11 protein-coding genes are annotated in these 13,033 nt (G+C 71.5%); 5 read left to right on the top strand and 6 right to left on the bottom strand.

Translation table 11 applies throughout. The annotated features are described in order from the left end of the window. Positions 1 to 49: 49 nt before the first annotated feature. Together IEZ31_RS01415 and IEZ31_RS01410 are read left to right on the top strand one after the other, a co-directional pair. Positions 50 to 784: a Crp/Fnr family transcriptional regulator gene (locus tag IEZ31_RS01415; protein ID WP_190247840.1), complete on the top strand. Its 735-nt coding sequence runs from the start codon at positions 50 to 52 to the stop codon at positions 782 to 784. Between the two features lie 22 nt (positions 785 to 806). Continuing rightward, the gene (locus IEZ31_RS01410) at positions 807 to 1,559 is read left to right on the top strand and encodes an endonuclease/exonuclease/phosphatase family protein (RefSeq protein WP_190247839.1); all 753 of its coding nucleotides are present in this window, start codon (positions 807 to 809) and stop codon (positions 1,557 to 1,559) included. A gap of 229 nt (positions 1,560 to 1,788) precedes the next feature. Here IEZ31_RS01410 and IEZ31_RS01405 read toward each other — a convergent pair whose 3' ends face one another. Continuing rightward, positions 1,789 to 2,433 carry a LysR substrate-binding domain-containing protein gene (locus IEZ31_RS01405; protein ID WP_190247838.1) on the bottom strand — a complete coding sequence of 215 codons (645 nt, stop codon included), beginning with the start codon at positions 2,431 to 2,433 and terminating at the stop codon, positions 1,789 to 1,791. Between the two features lie 41 nt (positions 2,434 to 2,474). Here IEZ31_RS01405 and IEZ31_RS01400 point away from each other — a divergent pair, with 41 nt between their 5' ends. Further along, complete coding sequence (locus IEZ31_RS01400) at positions 2,475 to 2,846, top strand: DUF5997 family protein (protein WP_229833946.1); 372 nt, start codon at positions 2,475 to 2,477, stop codon at positions 2,844 to 2,846. Positions 2,847 to 2,917: 71 nt separating this feature from the next. Here IEZ31_RS01400 and IEZ31_RS01395 read toward each other — a convergent pair whose 3' ends face one another. The 5 genes from IEZ31_RS01395 to IEZ31_RS01375 form a co-directional block, all read right to left on the bottom strand. Next, positions 2,918 to 3,778, bottom strand: a complete 861-nt coding sequence (locus IEZ31_RS01395) for a hypothetical protein (RefSeq protein WP_190247837.1) — start codon at positions 3,776 to 3,778, stop codon at positions 2,918 to 2,920. Next, a complete protein-coding gene (locus tag IEZ31_RS01390) occupies positions 3,775 to 4,293 on the bottom strand; it encodes an RNA polymerase sigma factor (protein WP_190247836.1) in 519 nt (172 codons plus the stop codon). Before IEZ31_RS01390 ends, IEZ31_RS01395 begins: the two co-directional genes overlap by 4 nt. Positions 4,294 to 4,434: 141 nt before the next feature. Beyond that, on the bottom strand, positions 4,435 to 5,817 hold the full coding sequence (locus IEZ31_RS01385) for a cellulase family glycosylhydrolase (RefSeq protein WP_190247835.1): 1,383 nt from the start codon (positions 5,815 to 5,817) through the stop codon (positions 4,435 to 4,437). 183 nt (positions 5,818 to 6,000) lie between these two features. After that, on the bottom strand, positions 6,001 to 8,091 hold the full coding sequence (locus IEZ31_RS01380; RefSeq protein WP_190247834.1) for a ThuA domain-containing protein: 2,091 nt from the start codon (positions 8,089 to 8,091) through the stop codon (positions 6,001 to 6,003). Positions 8,092 to 8,102: 11 nt separating this feature from the next. Then, positions 8,103 to 11,276, bottom strand: coding sequence for a galactose-binding domain-containing protein (locus IEZ31_RS01375; RefSeq protein ID WP_190247833.1), 3,174 nt, complete (start codon positions 11,274 to 11,276; stop codon positions 8,103 to 8,105). A 451-nt stretch (positions 11,277 to 11,727) separates the two neighbouring features. Here IEZ31_RS01375 and IEZ31_RS01370 point away from each other — a divergent pair, with 451 nt between their 5' ends. Further along, positions 11,728 to 12,360: an HIT family protein gene (locus IEZ31_RS01370; protein ID WP_190247832.1), complete on the top strand. Its 633-nt coding sequence runs from the start codon at positions 11,728 to 11,730 to the stop codon at positions 12,358 to 12,360. Further along, complete coding sequence (locus IEZ31_RS01365) at positions 12,360 to 13,025, top strand: class I SAM-dependent methyltransferase (protein ID WP_190247831.1); 666 nt, start codon at positions 12,360 to 12,362, stop codon at positions 13,023 to 13,025. Before IEZ31_RS01370 ends, IEZ31_RS01365 begins: the two co-directional genes overlap by 1 nt. The last annotated feature ends 8 nt before the right edge of the window (positions 13,026 to 13,033 follow it).

The following is a 13,033-nucleotide window of genomic DNA, read 5'->3' as shown; positions in this document are numbered from 1 at the left end:
GGTACTCGGTACCGCCCTACCGGGTCCGGGTCCCACGCTGGGAGGGCTCATGACCATCACGATTTCCGCCGACGCGCCGGACCTGACCGGCCTGTTCGACGACGCTGACGGCACCGAAGGCGCTGACGACACCCGCGGGACTGCCGGGTTCGCCGCCGCGGCGCCGCAGTTCGACACCGTCACCGCCGACCGCCGCACGGTGCTCTACCGCGAGGGCGAGACCGGCGACTACCTCTACGTCCTGCTGTCCGGCAAGGTGAAGCTCAGCCGCAGCGCCAGCGACGGCCGCGAGTGCCTGCTGTCGCTGCTCGGCCCCGGGGAGCAGTTCGGCGAGCTGGAGCTCATCGACGGCGGCCCCCGGGTGACCACCGCGACGGTGGTGGCCGACGCGCGCCTGGCCCGTCTCGGCCGCACGGCGCTGCACCGCTGGATGGCCCAGCAGCCGGACGTCGCCGAGCGCCTGCTGCAGGTCGTCGCGCGGCGCATCCGCGGCAACCGCGCGACGGTCGACGACCGCCTGTTCAGCGACGTCTCCGGCCGGGTGGCCGGCCAGCTGATCCAGCTCGCCGACCAGTTCGGCGTCGCCGAGGAGGGCGGCACGCGCGTCGTGCACGACCTCACCCAGACCGAGCTGGCGCAGTACGTGGGGGCCTCGCGCGAGTCGGTGAACAAGGTCCTCGCGAACTACGCGAGCCGCGGCTGGGTCCGGCTCGAGAACAAGTGCATCGTCATCCTCGACGGCGCCCCGCTGGCCCGCCGCGCCCAGCACAAGCGCCGCCGTTGATCGACTGTGGTGGAATGGCGGGATGCGGCTGCTGACCCTCAACGCCCTCTTCAAGGGTGATGTCCGGGCCCGCCTGCGGGCGCTCGCGGGGCACCTCGCGGCCACGCCCTACGACGTGGTGTGCCTCCAGGAGGTGCTGACCGCCGGGGGCGCGCGGCTGCTCGCGGGACTGGCGCCGGCCTACGCGCACCGGCGGTACCACGGGATGCTCGTCCTGAAGGGCGGCCTGGTCCTGCTGTCCCGGCACCCCGTGGTCAGCTGCTCGTTCGTGCGGTTCCCGGTCGCCGGCCCCGCCCGGCCGGAGCTGCTCATGCGCAAGGGCGCCCAGGTGGCCGTGCTGGAGACCCCGGCCGGCCGCCTGGCCGTCGTGAACACCCACCTGTCGGCGAACCGCGACGACGACTGGTCCCCGGCGAACCGCTGGACGGCCGTGGCGCGGACCGAGCTGACCCACCTGGCCGGCGCGGTGGCGCGGCTCGACCCGGCGCTGCCGTTGGTCGTGACCGGCGACCTGAACCTGCCCCGCGACTCGGCCGCGCTGGCCGACTTCCGCGCGGTGGCGGGCCTGACCGACCCGATGGCGGGCGACCCGCGCCCGACGTACCGCCCGACCCCGCAGTGGCCCACGCCGCCGGCCTTCGACCACGTCCTCGTCCGCGGCCTGACGGCGACCTGCCGCCTGGCCTTCGAGGAGGAGCGCGTGCCACTGTGGGACGGCCGCTCGGTGTACCTGTCCGACCACTACGGCATCGAGGCCGACCTCTCCTTCGCCTGAGCGGGCGCGGCCGCGGACGCCGAAGCTGGACCGCCCCGGGCGCGCCGCCCCTCGGCTTGCCCCATCTGGCGCCCCCGCGTCGCCTGCTAGTTTGACGTTGGTCGATCTACCCTCAGTTCGATCACCAAGTCTGAGGGTAGATCGACCAACGTCTATCAATGTCCGACCCGGCCGCCCGGCTCGCGCTCCTGCGCACCCTGGATGCGCGGCCGGCGGATGACGCGAGCCGTCAGCGGCGGCGGCCCTTGCGTGGGGGTCTCGGGGCTCGGGCCGGTGGCGGGGTCGGGGCGCGGCCGCGGGTGCTGTTCGCCGTGCGGCCGCGGACGATGCCGATCATCTCCTCGACCAGCTCGGTGTGGGCGTCGCGCGGCCAGGCCAGGACCACCGAGGAGGTCGGGGCGTCGGTCACCGGGCGGTACGTGAGGTCGCGGCGGTGGTGCAGCCGGGCCAGCGACATCGGGACCAGCAGCAGGCCGGCCTCGGCCGCCACCAGCTCGATCGCGAGCGCCGTCGTCGCCGGGCGGTCGTCCGGCGCCCCGCCCGGCGGTTGGAGCACCTCGTCGAGCGGGCGGAGCAGCGGCTCGTCCAGGTCCGTGACCTCGGCGAGGGTCAGCTCGTCGGCCGCGGCCAGCAGGTGGTCGCGCGGCACGACGACGACGGTCTGCTCGCGGTACAGCGGGATGGCATGCAGCAGCTCGCGGTCCACCGGCTCGCGGAGCAGGCCGGCCTCGGCGCGGCCCGGCAGGTGCTCCGGGGCGTCGGCGGACTCCGCCGGGACCAGCTCCAGCCGGGTCTCCGGGCGCCGCTCGGCCCAGGTGCGGGCCCACCGGTCCACGACGACCCCGGGAACGACGACCAGCCGGAACCTCTCCACCGACCTCAGGGTACCGGCCACCCTGCCGCTACTCTGACCGGGTGAGCAAGCCGAAGAAGCCCCAGGAGATGAAGCCCGCCACGGCGGCCGCGAAGCTGGACGTCTACCTGCCGGCGACCCCGCCCGAGTTCCGGGCCGGCCCGATCACCCGTGAGCAGCTCGACGAGCTGCAGCGCAACCCGCCGCAGTGGCTCGCCGACCTGCGCCGCGACGGGCCGCACCCGCGCAACGTGGTCGCGGCCCGGCTGCGCGTGTCGAACAGCGGCCTGGCCCGGGGCGGCGTCACCGAGGCGCTGACCACGGCCGAGATCCAGGCCCTCGCCGCGGACCCGCCGGAGTGGCTGGTCCGCGAGCGGGAGTCGCTTGCCGAGGTCCGCGCCGAGGAGCGGCGCCTCCAGGAGCGCCGCGCCTGACGAGGCACGAACTGCGACACGCCGAGGAGCGCCGCGCCTGACGAGGCACGAACTGCGACGCGCCGAGGAGCCTAACGAGGCACGAACTGCGACGCGCCCGGAGGGCCGCTCCTGGGCGGGCGCGGCGCCTGGCCGTCCGCGGAGACCCAGAGGACGACGACGTCGTCCGGCAGCGGGGCCGTGTCGTACACGATCCACGTCGACGGGATCTGCTCCGCCGGGGTGTCCAGGGACTGCCAGCCGACCCGGTACGTCGCCGTCTGCCCGCGGGACTCCAGGATCCGCCGGGCGTCCGCCACCGTGCGGCCCCGTAGCTGCGCCGCGTCGGCGTTCTGCTGGGCGGAGCCGCCCTCGATCCACTCGCCGGGCTTCGCGGCGCGGCCGAAGGACAGCCGGGCGTACGAGGCGAACGTGACCGGCACCCGCACGGCGACCGCGCAGGAGCCGTTGGGGCTGCAGTGGCCCGGCGACTCGACGTACTCGATCGTCGGGCCGTTGCCCGTGTCGCCGACCTCGCTGAAGACGACCCGGCCCACCTGGCCGGCGTCGACGGGGACCAGCGTCAGCTCGATGTTCAGCCCGTGCCGGGCCAGCTCCTGCCGGTACCGGGCGGGATCCGCGTCCGGGTCCAGGATGCGGATCGTGATGTACTGCGAGTCGCGCGTGATGTCCAGCGCGTGCGCGGGCGCCGGACCGCTCCCGGGCAGCAGCGCGATGACGACGAACGCCGCGATCGCGGCCGCCGCCACCGCCGGGATCGCGATCCAGGGCCGGACCCAGGGCCGGATCCGGGTGCGGTTCGCGTGGCGGATGCTCTCCAGCAGCGCGGTGGCGGCCGGCCCGTCCGGGTCCGCGGCGGCCGGCGGGACGGCCCGCGGCGGGGCCAGCAGCCGGACCAGGCGGTCCTGGTCCTGCTCCGAAGGGTGGCTCATGCTCCTGCTCCTCGGTCGGTGGTCGGGATCGGCTCGCCCAGCGCGGCGGCGAAGCGCTGCCGGGCACGGTGCAGGCGGATGCGGACGGCGTTCGGCGTGCAGCCCAGCGCCACCGCCAGCTCGTCGGTGGTGAGGCCCTCCCACGCGACCAGGCGCAGCAGCTCCCGGTCGGCGTCGGGCAGGCCGTCGAAGGCGTGGGCGACGTGCTCCGGCGGATCGGTCTGGACGGCCGGGAGCGTGGCCAGCTCGCGGCGCAGCTGGGCGGCGAGCCCGGCCCGGCGCCGCTCGGTCCGGCCGTGGTTGGCCAGCACGTTGCGGGCCACCCCGAACAGCCAGGCACGGGCCTGGTCGGCCGGGATGTCCGCGAAGCGGCGCCAGGCGACGAGGAAGGTCTCGGCGACCACGTCGGCCGCCGCCTCCGGCGGGTCGACCCGGCGCAGGGCGTAGCCGAGCAGGTCCTGATAGTGCGCGCGGTACAGGCGTTCGTACCGGTCGGCGGCGGGGGCGCGAGCCAAGGTCCAGCTCCTCACGGGTCGGCGAAGCCGGGTGGGTGCCCGGTCACCCTGACATGTCCGGCACCCGCCGGAATGTTTCAGCCCGCACACGACGACGCCCCGCCGGCGGAACAGGCCGGCGGGGCGTCGTGCGGACCGTGACTACGAGGCGGTGCAGGACACCGCCGGGGCGGTGTTCGTGCCGTTCCACGAGCCGAGGAAGCCGAAGTTCGTGCTCGCCCCGGCGCCCAGGGTGCCGTTGTAGCTGACGTTGCGGGCGGTGACCGCCGAGCCGGAGCTGGTGATCGTCGCGCTCCACGCCTGGGTGATCGTCTGGCCGTTGGCGAAGGTCCAGGTCACGGTCCAGCCGGTGATGGCGGCGGTACCGGCGGTGACCTTCACGTCGGCCTGGAACCCGCCCGGCCACTGGCCCACGATCGAGTACGCGGCCGTGCAGCCCTTGGTGCCCGAGGACGGCGACGGCGACGCGGACGAGCGGCTCGGGGACGGCGACGGCGAGGCCGACGACCGGCTCGGGGACGGCGACGCGGACGACGGCGGCGGGTTCCCGCTGAAGATCGTCGCCTCCTTGGCGGTGGCCTTGATCCCGTTCGTGCCGTTGAAGATGCGCTGGCCCCAGGTGGTGAGCTGGGCCGGGTTGAAGTTCGTCGCCATGTCGAGGATCGGGTCGGTGTTGCCGCTCCAGGACCAGCCGAGGTACCCGAGCCCGCGCGCCTGCGCCTGGGCCAGGATCGTCTCGTGGTCGACCTCGTTGCTGTTGAACTGCCAGCCGAACTCGCCGATCACCAGCGGCCAGCCCGCGGCCTGGATGCGGTCGAGGTAGTCGATGACCTTCGCCGCGGTGTTGTAGACGGCGTACATGTGGATCGACAGCACCGTGTTGTGCTGGGTGTCGGCGTTGAGGACCGTCTGGCCGTTGTCGCGCATGACGTTCTGCCAGTCCTGGCCCCAGTTCGGCGCGTCCACCATGATGAGGTGCTCGAAGCCGTTGCTGCGCAGCTTCTGGATGGCGGCGACGGTCGCGGCCGTCCACTGGCCGGGGTTGTTGTTGCCGATCGGCTCGTTGCCGATGTTGATGACGACGTAGTTCTCCTGGCCGACCAGGTTCGCCTTCTGGCTGATCCAGTAGTTGACCGCCTCGTCCAGCGTGGCGGCCGCGCCGTCCTCGCCGTAGCCGGTGGTGTCGTGGACCTCCAGCACACAGATCATCCGGTTGGTCTTGCACAGCTGGATGACCTGCGGCACGTCGTTGGACGGCCCCCAGCGCTTGCCGCTGCCGAGCACCACGCGGACGGTGTTGGCGCCCAGGGCCTTGATGTTGGCGAACGAGCTCGTCTGCCCGGTGTACCAGACGTGCGGGTGGTTGACCCCGCGCATGATGAAGTTCTGGCCGTTGGCCTCGACGATGTTCCGGCCGCTGATGTGCAGCCCGACCGCGGCGGACGCGGGCTGGGCATAGACGAGGATCGAGGCGGCGACGGCGACCAGTGCGGCGCCGAGGATGGCGATTCGTCTCTTCTTCATGACCTACCTCAGGACGGGGGAGGGGGCACGCTCAGTCCGGCCGGACGATACGCGTCGATGTTTCGAAACGCGATCGAACCGCTTCGACCAGCGCGGCCCGGCGCCCAGGCGCGCGCTCCCGACCTGGGGTTCCGTCCCCTCCGGCGGTCGTCGCGCCGGAGGGGACGGGGGTGAAAGATACAGTCAGCTGCCGTAGACCTCGAGCTCCCAGAGCGAGTAGCCCCACTGGGTGGCGCGCTGGGTGCCGTTGACGCGGAGGTAGCGTCCGCTGCCGGTCACGGTGACGTCGTCGACGCCGCCGTCGCCGGTGGTGGTGCTGTAGACGGTGGTCCAGGTGGAGCCGTCGGCCGACGTCTGGATCTGGTAGGCGTGGCCGTAGGCCGTCTCCCAGCTCAGCCTGACCCGGCTGATGGCGCGGGTGGTGCCGAGGTCGACGCTGATCCACTGCGGGTCGCTGTAGGCGGATCCCCAGCGGGTCGCGGCGTTGCCGTCGACGGCGTTGGCGGCGGCGTGCGGGCTGCCGGGCTCGACCGACGACGCGGTGACCGGGCGGCCCTGGGAGAGCAGGCCGGACTGGGGTGTTCCGTAGACGTTGAGGTCCCAGAGCGAGTAGCCCCACTGGGTGGCGCGCTGGGTGCCGTTGACGCGGACATAGCGCCCGCTGCCGGACACCGCCACGTCGTCTACGCCGCCATCACCGGTGGTGGTGCTGTAGACGTTGGTCCAGGTCGAGCCGTCGGCCGAGGTCTGGATCTGGTAGGCGCGGCCGTAGGCCGTCTCCCAGTTCAGCCGGACCCGGCTGAGGGAGTGCACCGCGCCGAGGTCGACGGCGATCCACTGTGGATCGCTGTACGCGGATCCCCAGCGGGTGGCCGCGTTGCCGTCCACCGCGTTCGCCCCGGCGTGCGGGCTGCCGGGCTCCACCGACGAGACCGTCACCGGCCTGCCGCGCGCGACGTCCGTCGCCGGCGGCGCGCCGTCCGTCTTGATGCGGATGTTGCGGTAGCTGATGTGAGCGGCGTCGCCGTCGTTCTGCACGCCGACATAGCCGTTACCGATGCTCCGCGAAGATACGTAGTCGTTGACCTTGACTCCGTTGAGGTACACCTCGACGCGCTGGCCGTGGACCTGGATGTCGTAGGTGTTCCACGCGCCCGGCGGGTTGAGGTTCGCCGCGCGCAGCGCCGCGTCAGGGGCCTTGAAGCTGTAGACGCTGCCCGTGGTGCGGGCCGGGTCGGCGTCGGTGGCGTCGACCTGGATCTCGTGGCCCGCGTTCACCGGTGCCCAGGGGTCGTTGCCGGGGTCGGGGAAGCCGATGAAGACGCCGCCGTTGTCGTCGCCGGGCATCATCCAGTCGACCTTGAGGGAGTAGTCGGCGAACGTGCTCACGGGGTACCAGAGCAACCCCATGCCGCCGAAGGAGCTGATCGTGCCGTCGGCCAGGGTGAACCCGCCCGGTCCCGCCATGCGCCACCGGTCGAGGCTCGCCTGCGTGCCGTCGAACAGCGCCGTGTAGCCGCGCTCCGGCCGGCAGTCCCCGGCCGCCGCGCCCGCCGCCCAGCGGATGCCGCCGAGCAGCAGCCGCGTGAAGGTCGGGTCGGCGTATGACTCGTCGGTGTGGCCCATGCCGGTGTACCACGAACGACCGCCGTCGTAGGCCTGGCACCACGTGATCGGGTGATCCGCGCCCATCGATCCGCCGCTGTACGTCGACTCGTCGAGCGTCGCGAGCACCTTCACGTTCGCCCGCGGGTTGGTCGCGTAGTTGTACCACTCGTCGACCCGCGTCCACGCCGAGGCGAGGTGCGCGGTCGACGGGTGCGCCCGGTCCTCGGCCCGCACCGTCGCCTGCTGGTTCGCCGGGTGGCTGCTGAAGTACGCACCGACCAGCCCGCCGTACCACGACCAGCCGTACTCGGTGTCGGCCGCGGCGTGGACGCCGGCGTAGCCGCCGCCGGCCCGGACGTAGGACTGGAACGCGGCCTGCTGGGCGTCGTTCAGGACATCGCCGGTCGTCGACAGCCAGACGACCGCCTTGTACTGCGCGAGGTTGGCGACCGTGAACGCCCCGGCGTCCTCGGTAGCGTCGACGGCGAAGTTGTTCGCCGCGCCGAGCTGCTGGACGGCGGCGATGCCGGCCGGGATCGAGCTGTGCCGGAAGCCCGCCGTCTTGGTGAACACCAGCACCTTGAAGGCGGGCGCGGCGTTCGCCGGCGTGACCGCCGTCAGCGTGGCGGCGGCGGCGAGGGCGAGCACCGCGAGGAATCTGCGCATCATGGCTCCTCTCAGGCGCCGTAGATCTCGAGTTCCCAGAGCGAGTACCCCCACTGGGTGGCCCGCTGGGTGCCGTTGACGCGGACATAGCGCCCGCTGCCGGACACGGTGACGTCGTCGACGCCGCCGTCGCCGGTGGTGGTGCTGTACACGGTGGTCCAGGTGGAGCCGTCGGCCGAGGTCTGGATCTGGTACGCGCGGCCGTAGGCGGCCTCCCACTTGAGCTTCACCCGGTTGATCGTGCGGGTGCTGCCGAGATCGACGCTGATCCACTGCGGGTCGCTGTACGCCGAACCCCAGCGGGTGGCTCCGTTGCCGTCGACCGCGTTGGCGCCGACGAGCAGGTTGCCGGGCTCCACCGACGACGTGGTGACCGGCCGGCCCTGCGACAACAGGCTGGCGGTGCCGTAGACGTTGAGCTCCCAGAGCGAGTAGCCCCACTGGGTGGCCCGCTGGGTGCCGTGGACGCGGACAAAGCGCCCGCTGCCGGACACCGGCACGTCGTCCACGCCACCGTCGCCGCTGGTGGTGCTGTAGACGGTCGTCCAGGTCGAGCCGTCGAGGGAGGTCTGGATCTGGTACGCGCGGCCGTAGGCGACCTCCCAGCTGAGCCGTACGCGGCTGAGGGTGTAGGTGCCACCCAGATCGACGGCGATCCACTGTGGGTCGCTGTAGGCGCTCGACCACCGCGTCGCGCCGTTGCCGTCCACCGCCAGGCCGCCCGGCCGCGCCGGGTCGTCCGTCGACGAGACGGTCACCGGCCTGCCGCGGGCGAGGTCGGCCGACGACGTGAACGTGAACGCGTCGACGTTGAACAGCGCGCCGGTGCCGCCCTTGAACGTGAGGTACAACGGCCTCGTCCCGGCCTGCGGGCTCAGCGTGGTGCTGACCGTGGTCCAGTTCTCCCAGCCGCCGGTGCCGGGCACCGCCACCGACCCGGCGAGCGGCCCGGTCGGCGAGTCGCTGCGGAACTCCAGCGTGCCACCCGCGGTGGCGGAGGCGACCCGGGCGGTGACCCCGGTCGTGCCGGCGAGGTTGTAGGTGGTGAACGCGAGCCAGTCGCCGTTGTCGATGGCACCCACGTACGAGCCCTCGGCCGTCGTGGTGTTGTAGATCGTCAGGTTGCCGCTGGACGAGCCGAAGTGCTCCGCCTGGCGGTGCCGCGGCTGCAGCACGATCTGCGCGTGCGCGGTCAGCCCGCCGCGGTCGGTGTAGGCCGCGTCGACGACGCCGAAGATGTTGTCGCTCGGGTTGTGCTCGCTGCTGGCCGACGTCTGCAGCACGCCCGTGCAGCCGGTGGTGCTGGTGATCGGGTGGCCGTGCTGGTCGTGGCCGAGGACGAAGTTCACCGCGACGCGCGAGCAGTCGATCGTGCCGTCCTCCGGGTCGGTGACGCTGACCTGGAACGGCACCGCGTCGCCGAAGTCGAACAGCGATCCGTTGGCCGGGCCGGTGATGGTGACGACCGGCGTCGTGTTGCCGACCGTGATCGTCGTCGATGCTGAGCCGGTGTTGCCGGCCGGGTCGGTGACGGTGAGCCGGGCGGTGTAGCTGCCGTTGGCCGAGTAGGTGTGCGAGGGATTGGCGGCGGTCGAGGTACCCCCATCGCCGAAGTTCCATGCGTAGGTGAGCGCGCCGCCCTCGGGGTCGGTCGAGCCGGCCGAGCTGAACGCGACGGTGAGCGGCGGCTGGCCCGAGGTGCGGTTCGCGGTGACGACCGCGGTCGGCGCGCGGTTGCCGCCGGGGACGCCCTCGATGCGGTACAGCGCCGAGTTCTCGTCGCCGTTGAACCAGCCGGCGCCGTAGTCGAGCACGTAGAGCGCGCCCTCCGGGCCGATCGCCAGGTCCATGATGTGCTTGTGGGTCCAGGGGAAACTCTCGACGGCGCCCGGGCTGCCGTCGGCGTTCACCTGCACCGTCTTGATCCAGTCGAGGGAGAACTCGCCCGCGAAGAACTTGCCGTCGAAGCTCTGCGGCAGCTTCGTGGCCGAGTTCAGGCTCGGGTTGAAGCGGTACACCGGGCCGGCCATGGGACCCCCGCCGGTGTTGCCGAGCGGCGAGCCGGGCTGGTTGTCGTACGCGAGCCAGGCGGGCTTCGCGGCCGGCAGGTTGGTGAGGCCGGTGTTGTGCGGCGAGTCGTTCACCGGCGCGGCGCAGTCGAACTTCGGCCCGGACGTCCCGGTGGCGAAGTCGTAGTCGTTGTAGGGGGCGTTGTACCCCTGGCAGTACGGCCAGCCGTGGTTGCCGGGCCCGGTGATCCGCTCGAACTCCTGGTGCCCGCCCTCGCCGCGGTTCGGGTCGTTGGTGTCGGAGTCGGCCGCGTAGTTGCCGATGTAGACGACGCCGGTGGCCTTGTCGACGGACATGCGGAACGGGTTGCGGAAGCCCATGGCGTAGATCTCCGGCCGGGTCCGCGCCGTTCCCGGCGGGAACAGGTTGCCGGCCGGGACCGTGTACGTGCCGTCGGCCTGCGGCGTGATCCGCAGCAGCTTGCCGCGCAGGTCGTTGGTGTTGCCGGCGCTGCGCTGGGCGTCGAAGTCCCAGCTCCAGCCGGGCCGCTCGTCGATCGGCGTGTAGCCGTTGGACGACCACGGCTGGGTGTCGTCGCCGGTGGTGAGGTAGAGGTTGCCCTGGGCGTCGAAGTCGAGGTCACCGCCGACGTGGCAGCACATCCCGCGGTCCGTGGTCACCTGCAGCATCCGCTTCTCGCTGGCGAGGTCCACGGTCCCGTCGGCGCGCACGGTGAAGCGGGAGAGCTGGTTGTACCCCTGCCAGCGCGCGAAGTCGGCATCGGTCCCCGTCGACGGGGCGTCCCCGGCGGGCGTGCTCAACGGCGGCGCGTAGTACAGGTAGATCCACCGGTTGCCGGCGAAGTTCGGGTCGGCCGCGATACCCTGCAGCCCTTCCTCGTCGTGCGTGTACACCGGGATCGTCCCCGCGACCCTGGTGTTCCCGGCGGCGTCGGTCGAGAAGATCCGCCCGTCCCGCGAGGTGTGCAGCACGGTCCGGTCGGGCAGCACGGCGAGCGACATGGGCTCGCCCATGGCGGCGGTCCCTTTGGCGAGCGTAACCTCCTGCAACACCTCGGCCGCCAGGGCCGGCGCGGCGGTGCGGGCAAGATCGACGGCGGTGAGACTACTGGCGACGAGCGTGGTGGCAACGATGGCGGCGATGCGCCTGCGCATTGGCGGACTCCTTGTCGAGGCAAGGGGTGCGCCGCCACCCTGATGTTTTGACAAAAGTCACCGAACTTTCGTCAACGTCGATGAAAGCGTTCCAGCCCCGGCCCGAACTTGTCAACACCGCACCGCTACGGTGCTCCGGTGGGTTTTCCGATCATCGGCTCGGTCATCGGTCCGTCCGGCGGGCACGGGCGCAGCGAAGCGACGGGTCCGAGGTTGGTCGCCATGCTCGCCGGAGTCCTTTGGCGTTCGGCGGCGCCGGCCGGTCGGTCGAATGGGGGATGTGATTCCGGGAATTTCGTCCGCTCGGGGTAGCTCTTTCCGCTTCACCTGCGCGGTGCCGGAATGTGCATTGATGGACGACGCACCTGCTTGCCATACTTCGCGCACGCAGGCGTTCGTCGATAGAGTTAGGCAGTCTTCGATGTCTCGTCATCCGCACCGTTGGCCCGCAGTGGATGACGACTGCCTGTTCTGCTCCGTGAATCATGAATCTGACGAGGCGTTGGAGTGGTATGACCGGCCGATCGTCCGCGAACCGGGGGTAGGTGTCGCCATAACTGCGCTGGGGTCCTTCGTTCCGGGTTACCTGCTGGTCGCGCCTGCCTGGCATCTCAGCTCGGTCCAGGGCCTGCCGATGAGCGTCGTGTCGGGGTTCATCGACTTCCTGACCCAGGTGGTGGACCATGTCGAAGCCGCGTTCGGACCCTGCACGGTCTTCGAGCACGGCAGCTGCCGGTCGTCCGAGCGCAGGCGGTCGGCCTGTCTCACCCACGCGCATGCCCACGTCATTCCCGGCCGATACTCGTTGGGCTCGCTGAGGTTGCCGGTGCGCGTGTTCGACGATTTCGCGGCGTTCGCGGCGTTGCCGGTTCAGGACCGACTCGACGGGTATCTGATGTACCGGGAACCTGACGGGCCCGTGTGTTACGCCGAGGATCTCGGTGTTTCGCAGTACTTCCGGCGACATATCGCCGCAACGCTCGGCGCGGCCGACGACTGGGACTATGCGGTCTTTCCGCACTGGGACAACATGCGGCTTTCCATTCGCGAGCTCATGTCCACACCGACCAGGATTGGGATTTGATGACGTCCCGCACGACGATGCTCCCCTCGCAGGTCCACTTCTGGGACAGGTGGCACGTCCGCCGCGGTGCGACCGGCGAGGACCCATTGCACCGGGAGCTGCGCCAGCGCTTTCTGGAGCTGATGCCGGCCGGCGAACGGGTGAGCGTCGCGGATCTCGGATGTGGACAGGGGCACGACGCGGTGGCATTCGCCGCCGCCGGTCACACCGTGACGGCGATCGACTTCTCGCCCGTTTCGGTGGAGCAGGTACGGCGCCGAGCGGAGCAGGTGCACCGCAGTGTCGCGGCGCTGTGCCACAACCTGGCCGAACCCCTGCCCTTCGCGGCCGGCTCGATGCACGGCGTCTACGCCCACCTGTCCCTGCACTACTTCGACGACGCGACCACCCGGTTGGTCTTCACCGAGATTTGGCGGGTGCTCGTCGCGGGCGGCGTGCTCGTGTTCAGCGTCAAGTCGACCGATGATCCGTACTTCGGGACCGGTGACGAGGTCGGCCCGAACATGTACTGCCGCAACGGTCATCTCCGGCACTTCTTCAGCCGTGAATACCTCGAGTCGCTGCTCGTGGACTGGAAGCAGGAGGACGTCCGGCACTGTCGCGGTCGATACGCGAGCCACGAGCCGAGCGCGTTCTTCCACGTGGTGGCGCGAAAGCCCGAGTAGCGGGAGCG

This window comes from Dactylosporangium sucinum, assembly GCF_014647515.1.
In the GTDB taxonomy this organism is placed as follows: Bacteria; Actinomycetota; Actinomycetes; order Mycobacteriales; family Micromonosporaceae; genus Dactylosporangium; species Dactylosporangium sucinum.
This window is presented reverse-complemented; position numbering and strand designations above follow the sequence as displayed.